Genomic DNA, 24,153 nt, shown 5'->3' on the forward strand with positions numbered 1-24,153 from the left:
AACCATGAAGGAAGGCACCATGAACAGAAAGCTCGCTTCCCTCGCGCTCGTCGGCGCGTCGGCAGTGGCACTCGCCGGCTGCGCCGGTGGTGGCAGTGCCGGCGGAGACGGCGACGGCGCCGAGATCCGCGTATGGCTGAACGGAACGGACGCGCCCGAAGAAGCCAGGGACTACCTCATCGAGACCTTCGAAGAGGAGAACCCCGACGCCACCCTCGTGATCGAGGAGCAGACCTGGGACGGTCTCGTCGACAAACTGACCACCAGCCTGTCCAGCTCCGACAGCCCGGACATCGTCGAGTTCGGCAACACGCAGGCCCCCGCGTTCACCTCGGTGGGGGCGCTGCTGGACATCACCGACATGTACGACGACCTCGGTGGCGACGACCTGCTCCCCGGGTTCGTCGAGGCCGGCTCGTACGAGGGGGCGTTCTACGCCCCGCCGCTGTACTCCGGAGCGCGCGTGGTCTTCGCCGACCCGGCGTTCATGTCGGCGGCTCCGGCGACGCTGGCGGACTACGTCGCGCAGTCGACGGAGCTGGCCGCGGCCAACCCGGGCACGTCCGGCATCTACTTCGCCGGTCAGGACTGGTACAACGCCCTCCCGTTCATCTGGGAGAACGGCGGCGAGATCGCCGTGCAGGACGGCGACGAGTGGGACGCGCAGTTCTCCTCGCCGGAGTCGCTCGCCGGTCTCGAGCAGGTGCAGGCCCTCATGATGAACGCGTCGGTGGCCCCCGAGGACGGCGACAACGCGGAGCCGTGGACGCCCTACTGCGAGGGCGCCGCGATCCAGTTCTCGGCGCCGAACTGGGCGCTGGGTCTGGCGAGCGAGTGCGAGACCGACAACCCGCCGGCGGCGCCCTTCGTCTACGCCCTGCCCGGTGCGGACGGCGGGGTGGCGCAGGCCTTCGCGGGCGGGTCGAACATCGGCATCTCCGCGCGGTCGGCGAACCCCGAGCTCGCCATGAGCGCTCTGGAGATCATGCTCAGCGACGAGTTCCAGACGATCTACGGCGAGAACGGTCTCATCCCGGCCAAGCAGTCCCTCGCCTCGACGCTGGGCGACAGCGCGGAGGCGGAGGCGTTCACCACCGCCGCCGCGAACGCGAAGCTGACCCCGCCCTCGCCGAACTGGGCGGAGGTCGAGGCGTCGCGGGTGCTGGAGGACTTCTTCGTCCAGGTCGCCCAGGGCGGTGATCTGCCGGTGCTCGCCGCCGAGGTGGACACCAGGATCGAAGACATCCTCAACGGATGACGCCCCTCCTGCCGGCGGAACCGCCGGCTCTCCGTTCTCGCGCAGGAGAGCGACCGACACACGGGAGATGCCATGACACCCCTGCGGAGCGATCTCGCGCCCGCCGTGAGCGGCGTGGACGGAGAACGGCTGGTCGCGCCTGCACCATCGCGGGGGCGGCCGGGGCGCGGGCGCAGACGCCGCGGGGGGTTCACCCCGTACGCGCTGCTGCTGCCGGCACTCGTCGCCCTGGCCCTCCTGTCGGCCTGGCCGCTCGTGCAGCTCGTGGTGATGTCGTTCCAGGAGTTCGGACGAGCGCAGGTGTTCGGCCGGCCGCCGGAATTCATCGGCGTCGGCAACTACGTCGCCGTGCTGACCGACCCGGAGTTCTGGCAGGTGCTCTCGCGCTCGCTGGCCTTCGCGGCCGTCTGCGTCGTGCTGACGATGCTCCTCGGCATCCTCATCGCCCTGCTCATGCGACGGCTCGGCGCGGTGCTCCGCACGCTCGTGTCGATCGGGCTCCTCCTGGCCTGGGCGATGCCCCCGCTGTCGGCGACCATCGTGTGGGGCTGGATCTTCGACACGCAGTACGGGGTGCTCAACCACATCTTGAGCAACGGGTTCGGCCTGCCCTTCGACGAACACTCGTGGCTGCTCGCACCGGAGAGCTTCTTCCTCGTGGCGACGGTGATCATCGTGTGGGGCGCCGTGCCGTTCGTCGCCTTCACCGTCTACGCCGGCCTCACCCAGGTGCCCGACGAGGTGATGGAGGCGGCGCAGCTGGATGGCGCGGGCGCGGCCAAGCGGTTCTTCCTCGTCGTGGTGCCCTACCTGCGCCCGATCCTCACGGTCGTGATGATCCTGCAGGTGATCTGGGACCTCCGCGTCTTCACGCAGATCTACTCCCTCCAGTCGATCGGCGGCATCGCGGAGCAGACCAACACCCTCGGCGTCTACATCTACCGCGTCTCACTCGGATCGGGCGACTTCGGTGCCGGCGGGGCGATCTCCGTGCTCGTCGTGCTGCTGCTGGTGGCGCTCTCGGCGTTCTACGTGCGCCGCACCGTGAAGGAGGAGACGCTGTGACCGCGCGGACGCGTCACCGCGCCGGGTCGCTGCTGGCCGGTGCCGCCGCCATCGTCGTCTTCGCCTTCTCCGCCTTCCCCGTCTACTGGATGGTGAACACCTCGCTGCAGCCGAACGCGCAGGTGCGTGGCAGCGACCTGCACTTCTGGCCCGAGAACGCCACGCTGGAGAACTACGCCGGGGTCATCTTCCGCGCCGACCGCGCCCCGTTCCTGCCGGCCCTGGGCAACTCCCTCGCCGTGGCGCTGCTGACCGTCTTCGTCGCGCTGGTGTTCGCGTTCCTCGCAGCCCTCGCCGTGTCGCGGTTCCGGTTCCGCTCCCGCGGGGCGTTCCTCGTGACGATCCTCGTGGTCCAGATGATCCCGGCCGAGGCGATGATCATCTCGATCTTCCGGCTCGTGGACGGATGGCAGCTGCTGAACACCGTCGTGGGGCTGACGGCGGTCTACGTCGCCACCGTTCTGCCGTTCACCATCTGGACGCTCCGCGGCTTCGTGCAGGGCATCCCGGTCGAACTCGAAGAGGCGGCGATGATCGACGGCCTCAGCCGCGCGCAGGCGTTCTGGCGCGTCACGTTCCCGCTGCTGGCGCCCGGGCTGGTCGCCACCGGGGTGTTCGGGTTCATCCAGGCATGGAACGAGTTCGTGTTCGCGCTGGTGCTCAACCCCCGCCCAGAGGCCATGACACTGCCCGTCTGGCTGCGGACGTTCCTCGATCCCAACGGCGGCATCAACTGGGCAGAACTCATGGCCGGCTCCACCCTCGTCGCCCTCCCGGTCGTCGGATTCTTCCTCATCGTCCAGCACCGCATGACCAGCGGCCTCGTCTCCGGGGCGGTCAAGGGGTGATGGGGGCGCTCCCGTCCGCGGATGCGACGCCCGGCATCCGCGTCGGACTGGACGTGGGCGGAACCAAGACCGACGCGGTCGCACTGGACGCGGCAGGTGTCGTCGTCGCGCGGGTGCGGCACGCGACGAGGTGGGGCGCCGATGCCGTGATGCGGGGCATCCTCGCGGTCGTGGAAGACCTCGCCGCGCAGCCGTCGATGGCCCGGCAGCGGGTGACGTCGGTCGGCGTGGGCATGCCGGGGCAGGTGGAGCGCGGCGGATCGCGCATCGTGCACGCCGTGAACCTCGGCATCGAGCGGCTCGATGTGGCGGCGACCCTCGCTCGCGCTCTCGGGGTGCCCGTCCGCGTGGAGAACGATGTGAAGGCCGCCGCGGCAGGCGCCTACGCGCTCCACGGCGCGGAGGGGGCCATGGCCTACCTCAACCTCGGCACCGGCATCGCCGCGGGCTTCGTCGTCGATGGGGAGCTCTGGCGTGGCGCCCGCGGAACGGCGGGGGAGGTGGGCCACATCTCCGTCGACCCCGCCGGCCCCCCGTGCCGATGCGGGCAGCGCGGATGCATCGAGGCGCTCGCCGGCGGCGCCTCCGTCGCCGAGCGGTGGGGACGGGCGGCTCCGCTGCCGGTCCGCGCGGTGTTCGATGCGGCCGACGCGGGCGATCCGCAGGCCCGGATGCTGCGCGCCGATCTCGCGCGCGGGGTCGCTGCAGCCGTCCGCATCCTGGTGCTGACCGCCGACGCCGACGCCGTCGTCCTCGGTGGCGGGCTCACCGCGCTCGCGCCGCGCCTGACCGCCGACGTGCGGGCAGCGCTGGCGGACAGCGCGGCCGCATCCCCGTTCCTGCAATCGCTAGGGTTGGAGCACCGGGTCGAACTGTTGCCGGCGGGCTCGCCCGCCGCCGCGCTGGGTGCCGCGCTCATCGGAGCCGCGCCGGAGGAGGTGCTCAGTCGTGGCTGAAGTCGTGATCGTGTCCGACCGTGCCGAGGCCGGAGCGCTCGTCGCCGACGAGATCGCGCGTCTCGTGCGTGGGCGCCCCGATGCCGTGCTGGGTCTTGCCACCGGCTCCACCCCGCTTCCGGTCTACCAGGCGCTCCGGGAGCGATTCGCCGGGGTGGACGTGTCGCACGTGCGCGGGTTCGCCCTCGACGAGTACGTGGGCCTGGATCCGCAGCATCCGGAGAGCTACCGATCCGTCATCCAGCGGGAGGTCGTGGAACCGCTCGGGCTCGACCCGCGCCGGGTGCACGTGCCGGACGGCTCTCTGGACGGCATCGAGCACGCCGGGGAGGACTACGAGCGCGCGATCTCCGAGGCCGGCGGCGTCGACCTGCAGATCCTGGGCATCGGCACCGACGGCCACATCGGCTTCAACGAGCCGGGGTCATCGTTCGCCTCCCGCACCCGCGTGAAGACGCTGACGCGGCAGACCCGCCTCGACAACGCCCGGTTCTTCGACTCGGTCGACGACGTGCCGCAGCACTGCATCACGCAGGGCCTCGGCACGATCCTGCAGGCGCGCCACCTCGTGCTCCTCGCGTTCGGCACGGGCAAGGCCGAGGCGGTCGCCGCAGCCCTCGAGGGGCCGCTGACCGCCTCGCTTCCGGCGTCGGCGGTGCAACTGCATCCGCATGTCACGGTCGTCGTCGACGAGGATGCCGCGGCGGCGCTGCGCTTCGCCGACTATTACCGCGACACGTTCGCCCGCAAGCCCGAGTGGCAGGGACTCTAGCCACCCGAGCGCGGGGTCAGGGCGCGAAGACCTTGCCGGGGTTCAGGATGCCGGCGGGGTCGAACACGCGCGCGATCTGCCGCTGCAGCTGCCACTGATCCTCGCCCAGCTCGTCCACCAGCCACCGACGCTTGAGCACGCCGACTCCGTGCTCTCCGGTGAGCGTGCCGCCCAGGGCCAGTGCGGCCTGGAAGAGTTCGCCGGCGGCCTCCCAGATCGCCTCGGGAACGTCCGGTCCGGGAAAGACGAAGTTCGGATGCAGGTTGCCGTCGCCGGCGTGCGCGACGGTGGGGATCGCGACGCCGTGACGGCGCTCGATGTCAGCGATCGCGTCGAACATCGCCGGGAGGGCGCTGCGCGGCACCGAGACGTCCTCGATGAGCGTCGTGCCGGCCTGCTCCCACGCGGGATGCATCGAGCGGCGGACGAGCAGCAGCTCCTCGGCCCGGGCGGTGTCGGCAGCGATGACGACGGCGCCTCCGGCGGCAGCGAGCACGGCGGCGATCGCGTCGGCCTCGACCGTCGCGGCGGGTCCGTCGGTCTGGATGAGCAGCTGGGCGGCGCCGGCGGCCGGGGCCGGCAGACCCAGGTAGGCGTGGGTGCGGGCGAGGGTCGCCGCATCCATCAGCTCCATGATCGCCGGCTGCACGCCCGAGGCGGTGACGGCGGCGGATGCGACGGCGGCGGCGCGCACGTCGGGGAAGGTGGCCGACAGTGTCCGCACCTCGCCCGGCACGAGACGCCGGAGTTTCAGCGTCGCCGCCACCACGATGCCGAGGACCCCCTCGGAGCCGATCACGAGGGAGGTGAGGTCGAGCCCGGTGACCCCCTTGACGCTGCGGTGTCCGAGGCGAAGGAGGCGTCCGTCGGCCAGCACGAGGTCGACGCCGAGGACCGCGTCGCGCACGACGCCGTACTTGGCGCACAGGAGGCCGCCCGCGCCGGTGGCGATGTTGCCGCCGACCGTCGAGATCGCGCGGCTGGCGGGGTCGGGTGCCCACCACAGGCCCTGCTCGGCCAGCACTGCGTTGAGGTCGGCGTTGAGGATGCCCGGTTCCACGACGGCGAGGAGGTCGTCGCGGCGCACCTCGAGGATGCGGTCCATCCGGCGCAGCGACAGCGAGATCTCGCCGGTACCGGTGTTGGCGGCGCCGGCGAGGCCCGTTCCCGCGCCGCGGGGGACGACCGGTGTGCCCGTCGCGGTCGCGATTCGCATCACGGCCTGCACGTCGTCGACCGAGGCGGCGTGCACGACGGCCAGCGGCATCCCTGCGGCGGCGTGGCCGGACTTGTCCGCGCGCGCGGCGGTTCGGGCTTCGTCGGAGATGTCGACGCGCTCGCCGAGGGCGGCGACGAGGCGTGCGACGACGTCGGCGGTCACCCGAGACGCCGCCGGCCGACGACGAGGCCGAAGGCCACGGCCACCACGCCGAAGCCGAGCCCGATCCAGGGCTGACCCATGCTCCACCAGGCGATCGTCGCCGACAGATAGACCAGCAGTTCCACGACGGCGCGCACGAAGGGGTGCACGGCCAGCACGGCGCGCGGGGAGACGAACAGGGCCCACACGAGGAGGGCGAGGACGGGAGCGCCGATGCCGAAGACGAGGTTCCACGGGAACGCCCACGCGGTGAAGCCCCACAGTGCGAGCGTGCCGAACGCGAGAACGCCGCAGAGGACGGACACGACATCGACGACCGACAGGGCGGGGCGCGTGCCGGGTTCTGGCGGGGTCTCGGCGCGCACGCGAGGGGTGTCGGTCATGCCTGCCATTCTACGGCGGGGCCGCTCAGAGCACCGGCGCGCCGCCCGACCAGACCTGCCGCACGATCAGCCCGGCGTCCAGGAGCACGGCGTCGGCGCGGTTGCCCGGGCGCAGATGCCCCACGTCGCCGTCCACGCCGATCGCCCGCGCCGGCGTCGCAGTGACCGCGCGGAGGGCCTCGGCCGCGTCGACTCCCGCGGCCACCGCCACCCGCACCGCGACGTCTTGCGTGAGTGTCGACCCCGCGATCGAGCCGCCGTCCACGAGCCGTGCCACCCCGCCGGTGACCACGACGTCGAGGCCGCCCAGGGCGTACCGCCCGTCCCCGGCCCCGGTGGCCGCCATCGCGTCGGTGACCAGCGCGATGCGCCCCGGAGCGGCCGCGAACGCGATCCGCACCATGTCGGGGTGCACGTGCACCCCGTCGGCGATCACCTCGAGGGTCACGCGGGCATCCGACACCGCCGCCCCGACGGGCCCGGGGGATCGGTGATGCAACCCCGGCATGCCGTTGAAGGCATGCGTGAGGAGGCGGGCGCCCGCGTCGAACGCCGCTGCCGCGAGCGTCGCGTCCGCCCCGGTGTGCCCGACCGCGGCGACGGCGCCGGAGTCGGTGAGCACGCGGATCGCCTCGAAGGCACCCGGCAGCTCGGGGGCGAGCGTCATCTGCCGGATGGTGCCCGCGCCGGCTGCCAGGAGGGCGTCCACCGCCACGGGGGAGGCGAGCGCGGCCGGGTCGTGCGCGCCGCGATGCGCCGGGTCGAGGAACGGCCCCTCGAGGTGGGAGCCGAGGACGTCGGCGTCGGTGCGGGTGACCTCCGCCACCACCGCGGCACGGCGGGCGAGCTCGCCCAGTGGTGCGCTGACGAGGGACGCCACGGCGCTCGTGGTGCCGTGTCGCCGGTGCAGGGCGCGGGCCGCGCGGATCGCGTCGCCGCCGTCGTCGAACGCGTATCCGCCACCGCCGTGACCATGGATGTCCACGAAACCGGGCGAGAGGATGGCGCCGACACCGGCGACCGCGCGGGCATCCACGACCTCATCGCCGGCGGGCAGGTCGCGCCAGGTGTCGCCGACACCGGAGGCGGCGACCCGGCCGTCGGCGAACCGCACCCACGCCGCATCCGTCGCCGCACCGTCGTCCACGAGCCGGGCCGAATGCACGACGACACTCATGCCGCGCGCCACGGGATCTCCGGCGACCGGGTGAAGCCGATGCCCGCGGCCGTCCACAGCGGCGCGAGCCCCGCCACCCGATCGCGGAACGAGGCCCACGTCCGCTCCGAGGAGGCGGCCGGGGCGGGGGACCACGCGATCTCGGCGGCGGCGGCCAGGCGCGGGAAGACGAGCGCGTCGATGTCGGCGAGCGTGCGCACCGTTTCGGTCCACAGCGGCGCCTCGACGCCCAGGATGTCTTCGGCATCCACGCCGGGCAGCAGACCGTCGGGCTCCCACGCGTAGGCCCGCTCGACGCTCGTGGGGCCGTTCGCCCAGGCCAGGCCGAGCGGGAAGTCCGCCTCCGGCTTCATGTCGAGGTACACCGCGTCTGCGGGGGAGAGGATGACCGACTCCGCGCGTCCGATGGGGGAGAGGCCGCCCTCGGCACGCACGAACCCCCAGTACTGCGCGACGAGGTCGGACGGCAGGTCGGCGACCGCGGCGGCCTCGTGCCACACGATGGGGATCTTGCCCGTGGCGGCGACGATGCCCACCGCGCGCGAGACGATGGCGGCGTACTCATCCGCGCGGGTGCCGAGGGCCTCGTCGCCGCCGAGGTGCAGGTAGGGGCCGGGCGTCAGCGCCGCGAGCTCGCCGAAGACGTCGGCGAGGAACGCGTACGTGCGCTCGTCGTCGATTCGCAGCGACGAGAACCCGACCGCCATGCCGGTGTAGGCGCGGCCGGCTTCGGGGAGCCCGCCGCCGAACTCCGCCGCGGTCGCGCGGACGGCGTCGGTGATCACGGGCTCGGCGGCGATCTCGGGATACGCCAGCCCCACCGCGTGCGTGTGCCCGGGGATGTCGACCTCGGGAACGACCGTGATGTGGCGGGACGCCGCGTACGCCACGATCCGGGCGTAGTCGGCGCGCGTGTAGAAGCCGCCGCCGTCTCCGCCCACGCCGCCGCTGGAGGCCCGCGCGGTCAGCTCGGGGCGCGAGCGCAGCTGGAGCCGCCAGCCCTGGTCGTCGGTGAGGTGGAGATGGAGGTGGTTGCACTTCAGCGACGCGACACGGTCGATCAGCGCCACGACGTCGTCGACGCCGAAGAAGTGGCGGGCCACGTCGAGCATCATTCCCCGGTAGCCGAACCGCGGAGCATCCTCGATCTCGGCCGCCCGGATCACCCACCCCGCCTCGTCGCGGCGCACCAGCTGCGCGAGGGTCTGCACGCCGTAGAACAGGCCCGCAGCGTCGGCTGCCGTGACGGCGACGGATGCCGCATCCACGGCGATGCGGTACGACTCCGCCGCGCCGCCGGGCGCGATGACGAGCCGGATGACGCCGTCGGGCGCTGCCGCGAGGTCGATTCCCGTGCGGGCGCTGACGAGCCGGGTCACCTCCGCGACTGCGTCGGTCTCGCCGGCCACCGTGGCGCCGGCCAGCGGAAACGGCTCCGCCCGAGGGCTTTCGCGCAGCGACAGCGGATAGGGCACCAGGGGCGGTGTCGGCACGGCGCTCCTTCGAATGGCGTTGCCCCACTTTATCGGCGACGCGCTAGGCTGACACTGTCGCGACTGGCGTTGAGGTGGGCCACCACCGGGGAGCGACCGTACGACGGCATTCGACCGCACGCCTGGGCCGATGTAGGTGTTCCGTCAGCCCGCGTCGCGGGTCGACCCAGCAACCGCAGATATTCTGCCGACGTCCGAGGAGACCACCGTGTCCGACCCGTCCTTCAACGCCCCGCTCTCCGAGGTCGACCCCGAGATCGCCCAGGTGCTCGAGCGCGAGCTCGACCGCCAGCGCGGATACCTCGAGATGATCGCGTCGGAGAACTTCGTTCCCGTCTCGGTGCTGCAGTCGCAGGGCTCGGTGCTGACCAACAAGTACGCCGAGGGCTACCCCGGGCGCCGCTACTACGGCGGCTGCGAAGAGGTGGACGTGGCCGAAGAGCTGGCGATCGCGCGCGCCAAGGCGCTCTTCGGCGCCGAGTTCGCCAACGTCCAGCCGCACTCCGGCGCGACGGCGAACGCCGCGGTGCTGCACGCCATCGCGCGCCCCGGTGACACGCTTCTCGGTCTGTCGCTCGACCAGGGCGGGCACCTCACGCACGGCATGAAGATCAACTTCTCCGGCCGCCTCTACAACATCGTGGCGTACGGGGTCGACCCCGACACATCCATCATCGACATGGATGAGGTGCACCGCCTCGCCGTCGAGCACCAGCCGAAGGTCATCATCGCCGGCTGGTCGGCCTACCCCCGTCAGCTCGACTTCGCGCGGTTCCGCGAGATCGCCGACGAGGTCGGCGCGCTCCTGTGGGTCGACATGGCCCACTTCGCCGGCCTCGTCGCCGCGGGGCTGCACCCGAACCCCGTGCCGCACGCGCACGTCGTGTCATCCACCGTGCACAAGACGATCGGCGGACCGCGGTCGGGCTTCATCCTCACCAACGACCCCGACCTGGCGAAGAAGCTCAACACCGCCGTCTTCCCGGGGCAGCAGGGCGGTCCGCTCATGCACGTGATCGCCGCCAAGGCGACCGCGTTCAAGCTGGCGGGGACCCCGGAGTTCCGTGAGCGGCAGGAGCGCACCATCCGCGGAGCCGCGATCATCGCCGAGCGACTGACGCAGGCGGACGTCGCCGCTGCCGGCATCTCGGTGCGCTCGGGGGGAACGGATGTGCACCTCGTGCTCGTCGACCTCCGAGACGCCGCGATCGACGGCAAGCAGGCCGAGGATCTGCTCCACGAGATCCACATCACGGTCAACAGAAACGCGGTGCCGAACGACCCGCGCCCGCCGATGGTGACCTCGGGTCTGCGCATCGGCACGCCGGCGCTGGCGACCCGCGGGTTCGGCGACGCGGAGTTCACCGAGGTGGCCGACGTCATCGCGCTGGCGCTCCTGCCCGGCGCCGATGTCGAGGCGCTGCGCACGCGCGTGGCGGCCCTGACGGCCGCCTTCCCCCTCTACCCCGGCCTGCACCAGTGACCCCCCCGGCCCCCGCGGGCGTCCCCCCGATCCGCGAGAATCGATGTGTGCGGCGAACATCCCGCGCACTGCCGGATTCTCGGCGGGTAGCTGGATTCTCGCGGGGAGAAGGACCGGGGAGAAGGACACAGAGGAGACACGGATGACCGCGATCAGGCTCGATGGGAAGGCCGCGGCAGCGGAGATCAAGGCGGAGCTCGCCGAGCGCGTCCTGGCGCTGAAGGAACGCGGCATCACCCCGGGCATCGCGACGGTGCTCGTGGGGGCGGACCCCGCCTCGCAGCTGTACGTCGGGATGAAGCACCGCGACTCCGAGGCGATCGGCATGAATTCGATCCAGGTCCAGCTCCCCGCCGAGTCGTCGCAGGCCGACGTGGAGGCGGCGATCGACGCCCTCAACGCCGACCCGGCGTGCCACGGGTACATCGTGCAGCTCCCGCTGCCCACGCACCTCGACACCGACGCGATCCTCGAGCGCATCGACCCCGCGAAGGACGCCGACGGGCTGCATCCGACGAACCTCGGCCGCCTCGTGCTCAACGTCAACGCGCCCATCACGACGCCGCTGCCGTGCACGCCCCGCGGCGTCATCGAGCTGCTGCAGCGCAACGGCTACGACCTCGCCGGCAAGGACGTCGTCGTCGTCGGGCGCGGGGTCACGATCGGCCGCTCGATCGGGCTCCTCCTCACCCGCCGCGAGATCAACGCGACGGTGACCCTCACCCACACCGGCACCACCGACCTGTCCCACCACCTCCGCCAGGCCGATGTCATCGTGGCGGCGGCCGGCGTCAAGCACATCGTCCGGGCCGCGGACGTCAAGCCGGGCGCGGCCGTCCTCGACGTCGGCGTCACGCGCGAGACCGACCCCGAGACGGGTAAGAGCCGCGTCTACGGCGACGTCGCCCCCGACGTCGCCGAGGTCGCCGGGTGGCTCTCGCCCAACCCGGGCGGGGTGGGCCCGATGACCGTGGCGCTGCTCATGACCAACGTCGTCGAGGCCGCCGAGCGCGCCGCATCCTGACGCCCGCGCCATCCGGGAACCGTGAGACTGCACGCTGCCGACGAGACCGCCGCAGAATGTCACGGTCTGGACGGCAGCGTGAACTCTCGCGAGGGCCGGGCGTCAGAGCCCGTCGAGCATGCGGCGCTGCTCGTCGGTGAGGCCGTCATCGGCACGCGGGCGGGGTGAGGATGCGGAGGGCCGGCCGGGCGTCGAGGCCGCCGAGCCTCCGGAGGACGGGATGGGCGCTGCCGAACCGTCCGCGGAAGCGCGTGAGCGGCGTCCGCCGACGGCGCGGTCGTACAGCGCCCCCGTGCGGGCTTCGATCCGGTCGTCGACGAGGTCGTAGATCGCCCACGCGATAAGGAGGAACATCGGCGGCACGAACCATCCGAAGACGAAGCCGCGCACGTTCACGCCCGTGAACAGCACGAGCATCACCCAGATCGTCGCCGCCACGGCCAGCACCACCAGGTACTGCACGAGCTTCTCCGCGATCCACGAGCGCCGCGCGGCCGATCGCGCGGCCACCGACCGGAAGATCCGGTGGATCAGGGGCTTCAGCCAGATCGTGGCCGCGGCCAGCACGACGCCGGCCCACAGCGCCGACCACCCCACGCGGACGCCCGGCACCAGCGCGCCGATGAGCAGCAGCACGATGACATCGAAGATGTACAACGACACGAAGCGGATGATCCAGGCCCTCATATGTCAAGCGTGACACAGGATGCCCGCGGCGTGACCCCTCAGGCCAGCTGCACGAGTTCGGTCACGTCGTCATCGGGCAGGCGGTCGACGACCGCCGTCACCGTCATGCTCTCCAGCGTCGCGCGCCCTGCGGCGACCGTGAGGAAGGCCGTGTCGGCGGCATCCCGTCCGGTGGCGATGCGCACGAGTGACGCGCGCGGCGCGAGGGTCGTCGCATCCACCGCCCGCCACGCACCGTCCACCCACGCCTCGGCCACGGCGTGGAAGTCCATCGGCGCCAAGCCGGGGGCGTAGACCGACACCATCCGTGCGGGGATGTTGCGCGCCCGCAGCAGCGCGACGCACAGGTGCGCGTAGTCGCGGCACACTCCGCGCCGGTTGAGGAGTGTCTGCACCGCGCCGTCGGTGACCTGACTCGACCCGGAGACGTAGGCCAGTTCGGTTCCCACCCACGACGACACCGCCGCGAGCAGATCGCCCGTGTCGCGGATGCGGGAGAACTCCGCCCACGCGGTGGGCCCGAGGGCGTCGGACTCGGCGTACCGGCTCGGGCGGGTATAGACGAGGAGATCGGTCGGCGACGTGGGCAGGTCATCCGCCGGCTGGTCCACCCGTGCCGTGTAGGACACCTCGAGGCGTCCCGGGGCGCAGCGGATGCGGTGCAGCCGCGTGCCGTGCGCGTCGGGAAGCTCTTCGACCTCGGCCTCTGCGCCGTCGAGCGACGCGACGAGCCGCTCGGACACCGACGGGTACACCGCCGACACCGCGATCGCGAACACGAGATCGGCCGATTCGGTGACGGTCAGAACGATGGTGCTGGCGACATCCCGCTGCATGATGCCAGCGTGTCACATCCGCTGCGCGGCCGGGGCCGGGCGGGGCCCCGATCTCCACCCGCTCAGTAGCTGGCGCGCCCGGCGTCGTCTCCGGCCGGCACCCAGCGCTGGGCGAGCGCCTCCGAACCGCGCGCGAGAAGCGCGACGTCGGCGCCCACGAGCACGAACGCCGCATCCGCGTCCAGGTACGCCTGCGCGGCGGTGGGATCGAACGCGTTGACGCCCACCGGCTTGCCGGCGGCGCGCACGGCCTCGAACGCGCGCTGCACCGCCGCGACGACATCGGGATGGGTCTGCTGCCCGAGAAGCCCCAGGGATGCGGCGAGGTCGCTGGGTCCGACGAACACCCCGTCGATGCCGTCCACGGCGGCGATGTCGCCCGCGGCTTCCACGCCCTCGACGGTCTCGACCTGCACGAACAGCGAGACATGGGAATCGCCGTCGGCGAGGTAGCCGTCGATCCGGTTCCAGCGGGCGGATCGCGCCAGCGCCGACCCCACCCCGCGGACGCCGCGCGGGGGGTAACGCACCGCCGAGACGAGCTCCCGCGCCTGGTCGGCGGTGGACACCATGGGCACGAGGATGTTCTGCGCGCCCAGGTCGAGCACCTGCTTGAGGGTCACGACATCGCCGATCGGCACGCGCACGACCGGCGTGGAGGGGTAGGCGGCTACCGCCTGCAGCTGCGCGAGCACGCTCTGGAGGCCGTTGGGGGAGTGCTCCATGTCGATGAGCAGCCAGTCCAAGCCCGCGCCGGCGCAGATCTCGGCGACCAGGGGGCTGCCCGAACACACCCACATTCCCGCGAGAGGGCGGGATGCGGCGGCGAGGGCGTCGCGGAACGTCGGGGTCAGATGAAGCGGCATGCGATCGTCCCCATCGGGCCGTAGTCGGCCAGCACGGTGTCGCCCGGGTGAACCCACATGGGGCGCGTGAATGAGCCGGCGAGGATGATCTCCCCCGGCTCCAGCCGGTCGCCGTGCTGGGCGAGCTTGTTCGCCAGCCACGCGACGCCGGCGCCGGGGTGGTTGAGCACGGCGGCGGCGACGCCCGATTCCTCGATCGTCTCGTTGCGGTACAGCAGCGCCGAGATCCACCTCAGGTCGACCGCATCCGGCGGTGTCGGGTTGCCGCCGAGCACGAGAGCGCCGTAGGCGGCGTTGTCCGAGATCGTGTCGACGATGGTGCGGCCCTCGAGTTCGATGTGCGAATTGAGCACCTCGAGCGCGGGCACGACGTACTCGGTGGCCCGCAGCACGTCGAACAGGGTGCAGCCGGGACCCTCGAGCGGCTCGGCCAGCACGAACGCCAGCTCGACCTCGATGCGGACGTTGGAGAAGTCGGCGTGCGGGATCACGGCGCCGTTGTCCCACACGGTGTCGTCGAACATGACGCCGTAGTCGGGTTCGCTGATGCCGGTCGCGGCCTGCATGACCTTGGAGGTCAGGCCGATCTTGCGTCCGACCAGGCGGTGGCCGCTCGCGATCCTGGCGTCACGCCACACCCGCTGAATCGCGTACGCGTCCTCCACCGTGGCGTCGGGGTACCGCGCGGTGAGGCGCGGGATCACGCCGTGGGTGCGGTCGGCCTCGGCCAGCTCCGCCGCGATCGCGTCGATGGTCTCTGATGGCAGCATCCGTATGGCCTCCTCGGCCTATCGTGTCTCACTTTCCGCAGAAGACAGCCTCTGAACCTGCAGATGGTGAGACATGTTGTGCGGAAAGTGAGACATGCAGCAGTGGGCGGGGGCGGGGGTTACAGCTGGTGGCCGAGCTTGTATTCGCCCTGCTTGTACTCGGGCATGGATTCGGGGCCCTCGTCGTGGCGGGTGTACGAGAAGCCGTCGGCGCCGATGGTCACCGCCATCTCCGAGGTGTCGGTGCGCGCGACGACCGGCTTCGGATTGCCGTCCAGGTCGAGCACGAGAGATGCCTCGGTGTACCAGGTGGGGACGACCGGGTTGCCCCACCAGTCCCGGCGCTGGTTGTCGTGCACGTCCCACGTCACGACGGGGTTGTCGGGGTCGCCGGTGTAGTAGTCCTGCGTGTAGATCTCCACGCGGTGCCCGTCGGGGTCGCGCAGGTACAGGTAGAACGCGTTGGAGACGCCGTGCCTGCCGGGGCCCCGCTCGATCGCATCGGAGCGGCGGAGCGCCCCGAGTTTGTCGCAGATGGCGAGGATGTTGTGCTTCTCGTGCGTGGCGAAGGCGACGTGGTGCATCCGCGGGCCGTCGCCGCCGGTCATGGCGGTGTCGTGCACCGTGGGCTTCCGGCGCATCCACGCAGCGTAGACGGTGCCGGATTCGTCCTGGATGTCCTCCGTCACGCGGAAGCCGAGGTCCTGCATGAACGCCACCGCGCGCGGCACGTCGGGGGTCACCTGGTTGAAGTGGTCCAGGCGCACGAGAGCGCCCGGGGTGTAGAGGTCGTACCGCCACGCGAGGCGCTCGACGTGCTCGACGTCGTGGAAGAACTCGTACGGGAACCCCAGCGGGTCCTCCACGCGCACCGAGTCGCCGATGCCCTTCGTGAAGCCCTCCGCACGACGCTCCACGCGGCACCCCAGCTCGGTGTAGAAGTCGACGGCCTTGTCGAGGTCTTCGGGAGTGCGCACGCGATAGGAGAAGGCGGCGACGGCGGCGACCGGCCCCTTCCGCAGCACGAGGTTGTGGTGGATGAACTCCTCCATGCTGCGGAGGTAGACCGTGTTCTCGTCCTCCTCGGTGACGACCAGATCGAGGACATCGACGTAGAACGCGCGGGAGCGCGCGAGATCGGTGACGACGAGCTCCATGTACGCGCAGCGGAGGATGTCGGGTGCCGGCGCCGACGGCGTCGGCACGGGATCGCCCGTGACGATGGGCGCCTCCTGGGAGACGTAGAAGCCGGAGGAGGTGAGGGTCATGTCGTCGCGGTTGCTCATGTCAGCGTCCTTGCGTGGATGGCGGGTCAGTGGGATGCGGCGGCGTCGGACTTGCCGAAGGTGGGGTTGTGCACGGCGCCGAGGGTGATGTGCACCGCCTGCTGGTCGGTGTAGAAGTCGATCGAGCGGTAGCCGCCCTCATGACCCAGACCGGACGCCTTCACGCCGCCGAACGGCGTGCGGAGGTCGCGGACGTTGTTCGAGTTGAGCCACACCATGCCGGCATCGATCGCCTGCGCGAAGTTGTGCGATCGCCTCAGATCGTTCGTCCACACGTACGCGGCCAGGCCGTACCGCACGCCGTTGGCCAGGGCGAGCGCCTCTTCGTCGGTGTCGAAGGGCGTGATCGCCACGACCGGTCCGAAGATCTCCTCCTGGAAGATGCGGGTGTCGGGGGCGACATCCGCGAACACCGTGGGAGCGACGTAGTTGCCGGTGTCGAAGCCGTCGGGGCGTCCGCCGCCGGCGACGAGGCGGCCCTCCGTCTTGCCGATCTCGATGTAGCTCATGACCTTGTCGTAGTGCTCGGGGTGCACGAGCGCGCCGACCTCCGTCGCCGGGTCCTGCGGGTCGCCGACGATCACGCGCTTGGCCTGCGCGGCGTAGCGCTCGACGAACTCGTCGTAGACCGGACGCTCGACGAGGATGCGGCTGCCCGCGGTGCAGCGCTCGCCGTTGAGGGAGAACACTCCGAAGATGGTCGCGTCGATCGCGGCCTCCAGGTCGGCGTCGGCGAAGACGATCGCGGGCGACTTGCCGCCCAGCTCCATCGACAGGCCCTTGAGGAAGGGGGCCGCGTTGCCGAAGATTGTCTGTCCGGTGCGACTCTCGCCCGTGAAGGAGATCAGCGGCACATCGGGGTGCTTCACGAGCGCGTCGCCGGCGTCTTCGCCGAGACCGTTGACGAGGTTGAACACACCCTGCGGGAGACCCGCCTCCTCGAAGATGCCCGCCCACAGCGACGCCGACAGCGGCGTGAACTCGGCGGGCTTCAGCACCACCGTGTTGCCGGTGGCCAGGGCGGGGCCGAGCTTCCACGACTCGAGCATGAACGGGGTGTTCCACGGCGTGATGAGCCCGGCGACGCCGATGGGCTTGCGGTTGACGTAGTTCATCTGGCGCCCGGGCACCTTGAACGCGTCATCGGTCTGCGCCACGATCAGGTCGGCGAAGAACCGGAAGTTCTCCGCGGCGCGGCGCGCCTGGCCGAGGGCCTGCGTGATCGGCAGGCCCGAGTCGAAGCTCTCCAATTCCGCCAGCCGCGCGTCGCGGGATTCGACGAGGTCGGCGATCCTGTGGAGGATGCGAGACCGCTCGCGCGGCAGCATCCGCGGCCACGGTCCGTCGGTGAACGCGCGGCGGGCGGAGGCGACGGCCCTGTCGATGTCGGCCTTCTTGCCGGCGGCGGCCTGCAGGTAGGTCTCGTTGGTCACGGGGTCGAGCACATCGAAGGTGTCGCCGTCGACGGAGTCCACGAACTGTCCGTCGATGTAGTGCTGGATGCGCGTGGGCAGATCGGCGGGGATGTGGCGCGAGGTGGCCTGGACGTCGGTCATGGTGTGCTCCTGTTCAGAACGCCGGGAGGCCGAGGGCCTCGCCGGGATGCTCGTGGGTCAGATAGGCGTCGAGGGTGGCCGAACGGTGCCGGCGGGACGCGTGCTCGATGTCGGCGAGCGGCGCCCCGGTCTCGATGAGGCCGAGGATGTGCTCGTGCTCGCGCACGGATTCGGCGGCGCGGCCGGGCACGAAGGTGAAGGTGGACTCGCGCAGGTGACCGAGGCGCCCCCACTCCGCGCGCACGAGTTCGAGCATGCGCGGGTTCGCGCAGCGCTCGAACAGCGTCGCGTGGAACTCCTGATTGAGCGAGGTGAACGCCCGTGGGTCGAAGTCGTCGAGCGTCTCGATCATCCGCTCGTTGATCGCGCGGGCGCGTCGCACGTCGTCGACGGTGAGCGCCCGTGCCGACAGCGCCGTGGCAGCGCCCTCGAGGATGCTGAGGGCCTGCATGCTGAATCGGTATGCCGCGTCGTCGACCATGGACACGCGTGCGCCGACGTTGCGCTCGAACGTCACGAGGCCTTCGGCCTCGAGCTGGCGGATCGCCTCCCGCACGGGCACGACGCTCATTCCCAGTTCGGACGCGATGGAGCCGAGCACGAGCCGGTAGCCGGCGGTGAACTGCTGGCCGGAGATCCGGTCCTTGATCCAGGAGTAGGCCTGCTGCGACTTGCTGCGGGACGTGTCGGTCGCTTCGTGAGCCTGTCGCGGTTCCTGAGCCTGTCGAAGGGTCACGAGTCGGTCCGCTCGTCCTCGTATCGTGCGCGCCACTGCGCGTTCATCGGGAAGAGTCCGTCCACCGGATGCCCCGCCTTCACCTGCGCGGCGATCCAGGCGTCCTCGTCCTCCTGGGCGAGGGCAGCGTCGGCGATCTCTTCGGCCAGGGCGGGCGGGATCACGATCACGCCGTCGCTGTCACCGACGATGACGTCCCCGGGCTCGACCGTGGTTCCGCCGCATCCCACCGCGACGTCGTGCTCCCACGGCACGTGCTTGCGGCCGAGGACCGCGGGGTGGGCGCCGCTCGAGAACACGGGAAGGCCGATCTCGGCCACGGCGTCGTAATCGCGGACGCCTCCGTCGGTGACGATGCCGGCCGCGCCGCGGGCGTGGGCGCGGAGGGCCAGGATGTCGCCGAGGGTGCCGGAGCCCGTTTCGCCTCGTGCGTCGATGACGATCACCTCGCCTTCGCCGACCGCGTCGAACGCCCGCTTCTGCGCGTTGTAGCCGCCGCCATGGGAGGCGAACAGGTCTTCGCGGTTCGGGACGAACCGGAGGGTGCGGGCGAGCCCCACGACCTTGGTTCCGGGATGCATCGGGCGGACACCGTCGATCGTGACGTTGTTGAGCCCGCGCTTGCGCAGCTGCGCGGACAAGCCCGCCACCGGGACGCGCATGAGCTTGTCGCGGAGCTCGGCGGACAGGCGCGGGGGCCCGGCCGCGTCGCTCCCCGGCTCACCGGCCGGGGGAGCGTCGTCGAGCGGGAGGCCGGCCGCCTCGCGCGACCCCCAGGCCTCCGCGCGCTGCGTGTCGTCGATCGCGGGAAGCGATCCAACGGAGGCGTCGAACGCGTGCGCGCCCTGCACGACGGTGGTCACGAGGCGACCCGTCGAGGCGTCGCCCGCGTCGACCTGGACTTCCACACGATCTCCGGGGATGACGACGCTGGAGCCTGCCGGGGTGCCGGTGAGGATGACATCCCCCGTCTCCAGCGTGAAGTGCTGGGACAGGTCGGCGACCATCTGGGGGAGGGAGAAGATGAGCCCGGCTGTCGTGTCGTCCTGCCTGAGCTCACCGTTGATCCAGGTGCGCAAGCGGATCGCGGCCGGGTCGACCGAGCGGGCGTCGATGAGGGCCGGACCCAGGGGCGTGTAGCCGTCGCCGCCCTTGGAGCGGACGTTGGAGCCCTTGTCGTTGGCGCGGAGGTCGTAGAGGCCGAAATCGTTCGCGGCGGTGATGGCCTCCACATGAGCCCACGCCTCGTCCACGCCCACGCGGCGCGCGGGCCGGCCGATGATCAGGGCGATCTCGCCCTCGAAGGCGAGCAGCTCGGTGCCATGCGGTCGCTCGATGCTGGCACCGGTGGGAGCGAGGGAGCTGGACGGCTTGAGGAAGTACGAGGGATGGGCGGGTCGCCTCCCGCGCTGGTCGGCGCGGGAGGCGTAGGCCAGATGCACCGCGACGATCTTGCCGGGGCGGGCGCGCAGCGCCGCGAAACGGGGGTCCGCGCTGTCCGTCGGGGTCATCCGAGCTCCTTCGCCCTTGCGTCGTATTCGAAATCGTATATTATCTGCCGGCGGCAGGCAACCCCCGCGGAACGCATTCGACAGCGACGCTGACGCTCGGGCTCGTGATCCTCACCGCCGGAGTCGGTTTCACCGACGGCCGCAGGCGGCGCGATATGGCCTCTCCAAGGCCTGATCCCCAGCGGTCGACTCGCCAGAAGACGTTGTCTTTCGCGCGAAAACCCGACGTTTCCTGGCGAGTCGACGGGGGGAAGGGGGGGGAAGGGGTCAGCCGGCGTGGATGATCTCTTGCCAGAAGGGGGCGATGACGCTGCCGCTGACCCGCAGGTCGAGCAGCAGGAACGGCCGGTCCGCCACCGGGCGTCCGGTCCAGGCCGCCAGGGCGTCGAGGTCGGCGACCGTCCGCACGACCACGCCCTCCGCGCCGAAGCCTCGGGCAACGCCCGCGAAATCCACCTCCGGGATCAGCATCGGCTCGCGTGCGAGGCCCTTGGCGCCGTAGTTGTTGACCTCCGCGCCGTACTGCGCGTCGTTCCACACCACCGCGATGCCTCGGCCTCGGGCGACCCGGACTGCCGTCTCCAGGTCGGCCAGCGCCATGAGCCCGCCCCCGTCGCCGGTGGTGAGCACGATCGTGGAGTCCGGGCGGGCGACGGCGGCGCCGGGGAGGCTGGGAAACCCGAGCCCGATCGACTGGTACGCGGTGCCGACCATGATCATGCGATCGGGGGATGCGACGGGCCAGTACATGTTCGACCAGCCGAGGAAGTGCCCGCCGTCCGAGACGATCACCCGGTCCTGGGGCAGCAGCTCGGCGATCCGTGCGGCCGCTCCCCGCGGGTCCATCCGCCCGTCCGGCGCGAGGTCGTCGCCGCGTTCCTGCCGGCGCGCCGCAACGACGTCCACGCCGTCACGCCATCCCGACCGGGTGCCGCCGAGGGCGCGGAGGCGGCTCAGGATCGCACCGGCGGCCGAGGCCGCGTCGCCGCGGACGTAGCCACCGACATGGGGATGGGTCGCCGTCTCGGCGAGGTCGACCTGGAACACGCGCGTGCCGGGCCCGAACAGGTCGCCGAAACGCATCGTGAACTGGTTGAGGGCCGCGCCGAAGACCACCACGACGTCGGCCGAGCGGACGAGTTCCATGGCCGCCGGTGCGCCGAAGCCGCCCGCGACCCCCAGATCGAACCGGTCGTCGGGAAAGAGGCCGCGGCCGAGCGCGGTGGTGGTGGTGAGGGCCCCGGATGCGGCGGCCAGCTCGCCGAGCACCGCGCCGGCCCCCGCCAGCCAAGCGCCACGGCCGCCGAGGAGTACCGGCCGCTCGGCCTGGGCGAGGGCGGCGGCGACGGTGTCCAGCACCGCCTCACCGAACGCCGTCCGGGGCGGAACGAGCGAGACCGGCTCCAGCTCGACATCTCCGGGGATGGGTCCGGCATCGCGCGTGGCGAGGTCGTAGGGGATCGCCAGCACGACCGGCACCCGATACGCGTGGGCATGCTCCAGGGCGATCGTCACGGTGGCCGCGGCATCCCGGTGCCCGACGCTGTACGTACGCGCCCCGATGCCGTCGGCCAGGGCGATCTGGTCCACGCCCCAGGGGCGCGGGCCGGACGTCGGCTCGTCGCCGACCAGCAGGACGAGAGGGGTGCGCGCATGAACGGCCTCGGCGAGGGCGGTCAGCGCGTTGGTGAAGCCGGCGCCGTAGGTCGCGGTCGCGGCGGCGATCCGCCCCGAGGCGCGGTAGTAGGCATCGGCGGACGCGACCCCCGCCGCCTCGTGCCGGACCGCGACGAAGCGGGCCGGGGTGTCGCGCTCGATCGCATCGATGAAGTACGCGTTGCCATTGCCCATGACACCGAACACCGTGTCGATGCGGCGGGCGAGAGTGGCGGCGACGTGGGCGGAGACGGAGGGCATGGCGAGGCCTTTCGAGACAGGGACGGATCAGCCGTATGTGTCTCGCGCGCTCCGGGGAGCGGGCTGCGTACCCCTTTTTCGGGCACCGGCGGCTCGCAACTCCTGCCGGACGGTCGCCAGTATAGGCGCCCGCCCCTGGTACGCGGCTTGCGCGGGACGGGGGCCGGCCCTATTCTGCCTCCGCGCGATATGCGAATAGCGCATTCGCATAGAGAACACGCGCGACACGATGACGTGAAGGAGATCCCGTGCAGTTCCACCACCACGGTTATGTGTCCGCCGATCCGCGCGTCCAGCCGGCCGCAGGCACCGGGATCGATCGCCCCGCGGAGCTGCCCGACACCATGGACGTCCTCATCGTGGGGAGCGGACCGGCCGGGATGGTCGCCGCCGCTCAGCTCGCCCAGTTCCCGGGCGTCTCGACGCGCATCATCGAGCGTCGCCCCGATCGGCTGGCGATCGGCCAGGCCGACGGCATCCAGGCGCGCAGCGTCGAGACGTTCCAGGCGTTCGGGTTCGCCGAGCGCATCATCGCCGAGGCCTATCGGATCACCGAGATGGCGTTCTGGAAGCCCGACCCGAGCGACCCCTCGCGAATCGTCCGCACCGCGCGCACCCCTGACGACGCGACGGGCATCAGCGAGTTCCCGCACCTCATCGTCAACCAGGCGCGGGTGCTCGACTACTTCGCCGAGTACGCGGCGCACTCGCCTGCCCGGGTTCGTCCCGACTACGGCTGGGAGTTCCGCGGGCTCGCCGTCGGCGAGGACGAGTACCCCGTCGAGGTCACCCTCGCCCGCACTGCCGGCGATGGCGCCGGTGCCGAGCGCGTGGTGCGGGCCAAGTACGTCATCGGCGCCGACGGCGCGCGCAGCCGGGTCCGCGAGGCCATCGGGTGCCGTCTGGAGGGCGACCAGGCCAACCACGCGTGGGGGGTCATGGACGTGCTCGCGGTGACGGATTTCCCCGACATCCGCACCAAGTGCGCGATCCAGTCCGGCGGCGGCGGCAACATCCTGCTGATCCCCCGCGAGGGCGGGCACCTCTTCCGGATGTACGTCGACCTCGGCGAAGTGCCCGCCGGCGGCGGGTCCGCGGTCCGGGCCACGACGATCGACCAGATCATCGCCACCGCCAACGCGATCCTGCATCCCTACCGTCTTGACGTGAAGGACGTCGCCTGGCACAGCGTGTACGAAGTGGGTCATCGCCTCACCGACCGGTTCGACGACGTCCCCCTGGACGAGATCGGCCGGCGCACCCCCCGTGTCTTCATCACCGGCGACGCCTGCCACACCCACAGCGCCAAGGCGGGACAGGGGATGAACGTGTCGATGCAGGACGGGTTCAACATCGCGTGGAAGCTCGGCCATGTGCTGGAGGGGCGTGCGCCCGAGAGCCTGCTGACGACGTACTCCGGTGAACGCCAGGTGGTCGCGCAGAACCTGATCGACTTCGACAAGCAGTGGTCAAGTCTCATGGCCAAGCGTCCCGAGGAGTTCGACGACCCGTCGGAGCTGGAGGAGTTCTACGTGCGGACGGCGGAGTTCCCGGCCGGCTTCATGACCCAGTACGCCCCATCGATCCTGGTGGCCGAGGCGCGTCATCAGGAGCGTGCCGCCGGGTTCCCCGTCGGGAAGCGCTTCCACTCGGCCCCGGTGACCCGGGTGTGCGACGGCAACCCGATGCAGCTCGGCCACCATGCCCGCGCCGACGGTCGCTGGCGCATCTACGTCTTCGGCGACGCGCAGAACTCCGGCGCGGTGGAGCGCCTCGCCGCCTGGCTCGCGGAGGCTCCCGAGTCGCCGGTCGCGTCCACGCCGGCCGGAGCGGACCGCGACGCGTGGGTCGACGCGAAGGTCGTCTACCCCCGCCCGCACACCGAGGTGGATCTCGGGTCGGTCCCGCCGGTCTTCCTGCCGCGCGTCGGGCCGTTCCAGCTCATCGACTACGAGAAGGTGTACGCCGCCGATCCCGCCGACGACATCTTCACGCGGCGCGGCGTGGGCGCGGAGGGCGCGATCGTGGTCGTGCGCCCCGATCAGTACGTGTCGGCCGTGCTGCCCCTGGACGCCACCGACGAGCTCGCGGGGTTCTTCGCCCCACTCTTGCGGGGGGAGCGCGCGGCGGTGGTGTGACGCGCGCCGC

21 protein-coding genes and 1 riboswitch are annotated in these 24,153 nt (G+C 71.5%); of the genes, 8 read left to right on the plus strand and 13 right to left on the minus strand.

Going from position 1 to position 24,153, the window contains the following annotated elements:
- The first annotated feature begins 19 nt into the window (after positions 1-19).
- The 5 genes from AC2DFQ_RS10040 (at position 20) to nagB (ending at position 4,899) form a co-directional block, all read left to right on the plus strand.
- Positions 20-1,258, plus strand: a complete 1,239-nt coding sequence (locus tag AC2DFQ_RS10040; protein ID WP_484533782.1) for an extracellular solute-binding protein — start codon at positions 20-22, stop codon at positions 1,256-1,258.
- Between the two features lie 72 nt (positions 1,259-1,330).
- Positions 1,331-2,323 (plus strand): carbohydrate ABC transporter permease, encoded by a 993-nt coding sequence (locus AC2DFQ_RS10045; protein WP_484533783.1) that lies wholly within the window; start codon positions 1,331-1,333, stop codon positions 2,321-2,323.
- Positions 2,320-3,171 carry a carbohydrate ABC transporter permease gene (locus AC2DFQ_RS10050; protein ID WP_484510592.1) on the plus strand — a complete coding sequence of 284 codons (852 nt, stop codon included), beginning with the start codon at positions 2,320-2,322 and terminating at the stop codon, positions 3,169-3,171. The genes AC2DFQ_RS10045 and AC2DFQ_RS10050 overlap by 4 nt, the downstream gene beginning before the upstream one ends.
- A gap of 35 nt (positions 3,172-3,206) precedes the next feature.
- Entirely contained in the window at positions 3,207-4,127 is a 921-nt protein-coding gene (locus tag AC2DFQ_RS10055) for an ROK family protein (protein ID WP_484533845.1), read from the plus strand.
- Positions 4,120-4,899 carry a glucosamine-6-phosphate deaminase gene (gene nagB / locus AC2DFQ_RS10060; RefSeq protein WP_484533784.1) on the plus strand — a complete coding sequence of 260 codons (780 nt, stop codon included), beginning with the start codon at positions 4,120-4,122 and terminating at the stop codon, positions 4,897-4,899. The genes AC2DFQ_RS10055 and nagB overlap by 8 nt, the downstream gene beginning before the upstream one ends.
- 16 nt (positions 4,900-4,915) lie before the next feature.
- Here nagB and AC2DFQ_RS10065 read toward each other — a convergent pair whose 3' ends face one another.
- The 4 genes from AC2DFQ_RS10065 to AC2DFQ_RS10080 are packed head-to-tail and all read right to left on the minus strand — an operon-like array spanning position 4,916 to position 9,333.
- Positions 4,916-6,280: an FAD-binding oxidoreductase gene (locus AC2DFQ_RS10065; protein WP_484533785.1), complete on the minus strand. Its 1,365-nt coding sequence runs from the start codon at positions 6,278-6,280 to the stop codon at positions 4,916-4,918.
- Entirely contained in the window at positions 6,277-6,663 is a 387-nt protein-coding gene (locus AC2DFQ_RS10070) for a YrdB family protein (protein ID WP_484533786.1), read from the minus strand. The genes AC2DFQ_RS10065 and AC2DFQ_RS10070 overlap by 4 nt, the downstream gene beginning before the upstream one ends.
- Before the next feature lie 25 nt (positions 6,664-6,688).
- Positions 6,689-7,840 carry an N-acetylglucosamine-6-phosphate deacetylase gene (gene nagA, locus AC2DFQ_RS10075; RefSeq protein WP_484533787.1) on the minus strand — a complete coding sequence of 384 codons (1,152 nt, stop codon included), beginning with the start codon at positions 7,838-7,840 and terminating at the stop codon, positions 6,689-6,691.
- Positions 7,837-9,333: a family 20 glycosylhydrolase gene (locus tag AC2DFQ_RS10080; protein WP_484533788.1), complete on the minus strand. Its 1,497-nt coding sequence runs from the start codon at positions 9,331-9,333 to the stop codon at positions 7,837-7,839. The genes nagA and AC2DFQ_RS10080 overlap by 4 nt, the downstream gene beginning before the upstream one ends.
- A 49-nt stretch (positions 9,334-9,382) precedes the next feature.
- Positions 9,383-9,468: riboswitch (ZMP/ZTP riboswitch) on the plus strand.
- A gap of 73 nt (positions 9,469-9,541) precedes the next feature.
- On the opposite strand from AC2DFQ_RS10080, the gene glyA reads away from it, so the two are divergent.
- Both glyA and AC2DFQ_RS10090 read left to right on the plus strand, forming a co-directional pair.
- Positions 9,542-10,816, plus strand: coding sequence for a serine hydroxymethyltransferase (glyA, locus tag AC2DFQ_RS10085; RefSeq protein ID WP_484533789.1), 1,275 nt, complete (start codon positions 9,542-9,544; stop codon positions 10,814-10,816).
- 142 nt (positions 10,817-10,958) lie between these two features.
- The gene (locus tag AC2DFQ_RS10090) at positions 10,959-11,840 is read left to right on the plus strand and encodes a bifunctional methylenetetrahydrofolate dehydrogenase/methenyltetrahydrofolate cyclohydrolase (RefSeq protein WP_484533790.1); all 882 of its coding nucleotides are present in this window, start codon (positions 10,959-10,961) and stop codon (positions 11,838-11,840) included.
- A 102-nt stretch (positions 11,841-11,942) separates the two neighbouring features.
- Here the strand turns inward: AC2DFQ_RS10090 and AC2DFQ_RS10095 are convergent, their stop codons facing one another.
- The 9 genes from AC2DFQ_RS10095 to AC2DFQ_RS10135 all read right to left on the minus strand — a co-directional run bounded on the left by AC2DFQ_RS10095 (position 11,943) and on the right by AC2DFQ_RS10135 (position 22,005).
- Positions 11,943-12,527 (minus strand): hypothetical protein, encoded by a 585-nt coding sequence (locus tag AC2DFQ_RS10095; RefSeq protein ID WP_484510600.1) that lies wholly within the window; start codon positions 12,525-12,527, stop codon positions 11,943-11,945.
- 38 nt (positions 12,528-12,565) lie between these two features.
- A complete protein-coding gene (locus tag AC2DFQ_RS10100; protein WP_484533791.1) occupies positions 12,566-13,363 on the minus strand; it encodes a transglutaminase-like domain-containing protein in 798 nt (265 codons plus the stop codon).
- Positions 13,364-13,425: 62 nt separating this feature from the next.
- Positions 13,426-14,229 (minus strand): HpcH/HpaI aldolase family protein, encoded by an 804-nt coding sequence (locus tag AC2DFQ_RS10105; protein ID WP_484533792.1) that lies wholly within the window; start codon positions 14,227-14,229, stop codon positions 13,426-13,428.
- Positions 14,214-14,999, minus strand: coding sequence for a fumarylacetoacetate hydrolase family protein (locus tag AC2DFQ_RS10110; protein WP_484533793.1), 786 nt, complete (start codon positions 14,997-14,999; stop codon positions 14,214-14,216). Before AC2DFQ_RS10110 ends, AC2DFQ_RS10105 begins: the two co-directional genes overlap by 16 nt.
- A gap of 119 nt (positions 15,000-15,118) precedes the next feature.
- Entirely contained in the window at positions 15,119-16,285 is a 1,167-nt protein-coding gene (gene hpaD / locus AC2DFQ_RS10115) for a 3,4-dihydroxyphenylacetate 2,3-dioxygenase (RefSeq protein ID WP_484533794.1), read from the minus strand.
- Positions 16,286-16,311: 26 nt separating this feature from the next.
- Positions 16,312-17,841 carry a 5-carboxymethyl-2-hydroxymuconate semialdehyde dehydrogenase gene (gene hpaE / locus AC2DFQ_RS10120; RefSeq protein ID WP_484533795.1) on the minus strand — a complete coding sequence of 510 codons (1,530 nt, stop codon included), beginning with the start codon at positions 17,839-17,841 and terminating at the stop codon, positions 16,312-16,314.
- A gap of 13 nt (positions 17,842-17,854) precedes the next feature.
- A complete protein-coding gene (locus AC2DFQ_RS10125) occupies positions 17,855-18,577 on the minus strand; it encodes a GntR family transcriptional regulator (RefSeq protein ID WP_484533796.1) in 723 nt (240 codons plus the stop codon).
- The gene (locus AC2DFQ_RS10130; protein ID WP_484533797.1) at positions 18,574-20,088 is read right to left on the minus strand and encodes a fumarylacetoacetate hydrolase family protein; all 1,515 of its coding nucleotides are present in this window, start codon (positions 20,086-20,088) and stop codon (positions 18,574-18,576) included. Before AC2DFQ_RS10130 ends, AC2DFQ_RS10125 begins: the two co-directional genes overlap by 4 nt.
- Before the next feature lie 267 nt (positions 20,089-20,355).
- Entirely contained in the window at positions 20,356-22,005 is a 1,650-nt protein-coding gene (locus tag AC2DFQ_RS10135; protein ID WP_484533798.1) for a thiamine pyrophosphate-binding protein, read from the minus strand.
- 248 nt (positions 22,006-22,253) lie between these two features.
- On the opposite strand from AC2DFQ_RS10135, the gene AC2DFQ_RS10140 reads away from it, so the two are divergent.
- On the plus strand, positions 22,254-24,143 hold the full coding sequence (locus tag AC2DFQ_RS10140; protein WP_484533799.1) for an FAD-binding monooxygenase: 1,890 nt from the start codon (positions 22,254-22,256) through the stop codon (positions 24,141-24,143).
- Positions 24,144-24,153: the final 10 nt, after the last annotated feature.

This window comes from Microbacterium sp. Z11_20, from assembly GCF_057197605.1.

Excerpts from the sequence above, each read along its gene's own strand:
- AC2DFQ_RS10040 (WP_484533782.1), top strand. The coding sequence starts at position 20 with ATGAACAGAAAGCTCGCTTCCCTCGCGCTCGTCGGCGCGTCGGCAGTG.
- AC2DFQ_RS10045 (WP_484533783.1), top strand. The coding sequence starts at position 1,331 with ATGACACCCCTGCGGAGCGATCTCGCGCCCGCCGTGAGCGGCGTGGAC.
- AC2DFQ_RS10070 (WP_484533786.1), bottom strand. The coding sequence starts at position 6,663 with ATGACCGACACCCCTCGCGTGCGCGCCGAGACCCCGCCAGAACCCGGC.
- nagA (WP_484533787.1), bottom strand. The coding sequence starts at position 7,840 with ATGAGTGTCGTCGTGCATTCGGCCCGGCTCGTGGACGACGGTGCGGCG.
- AC2DFQ_RS10090 (WP_484533790.1), top strand. The coding sequence starts at position 10,959 with ATGACCGCGATCAGGCTCGATGGGAAGGCCGCGGCAGCGGAGATCAAG.
- AC2DFQ_RS10095 (WP_484510600.1), bottom strand. The coding sequence starts at position 12,527 with ATGAGGGCCTGGATCATCCGCTTCGTGTCGTTGTACATCTTCGATGTC.
- AC2DFQ_RS10100 (WP_484533791.1), bottom strand. The coding sequence starts at position 13,363 with ATGCAGCGGGATGTCGCCAGCACCATCGTTCTGACCGTCACCGAATCG.
- AC2DFQ_RS10105 (WP_484533792.1), bottom strand. The coding sequence starts at position 14,229 with ATGCCGCTTCATCTGACCCCGACGTTCCGCGACGCCCTCGCCGCCGCA.
- AC2DFQ_RS10110 (WP_484533793.1), bottom strand. The coding sequence starts at position 14,999 with ATGCTGCCATCAGAGACCATCGACGCGATCGCGGCGGAGCTGGCCGAG.
- hpaD (WP_484533794.1), bottom strand. The coding sequence starts at position 16,285 with ATGAGCAACCGCGACGACATGACCCTCACCTCCTCCGGCTTCTACGTC.
- hpaE (WP_484533795.1), bottom strand. The coding sequence starts at position 17,841 with ATGACCGACGTCCAGGCCACCTCGCGCCACATCCCCGCCGATCTGCCC.
- AC2DFQ_RS10130 (WP_484533797.1), bottom strand. The coding sequence starts at position 20,088 with ATGACCCCGACGGACAGCGCGGACCCCCGTTTCGCGGCGCTGCGCGCC.
- AC2DFQ_RS10135 (WP_484533798.1), bottom strand. The coding sequence starts at position 22,005 with ATGCCCTCCGTCTCCGCCCACGTCGCCGCCACTCTCGCCCGCCGCATC.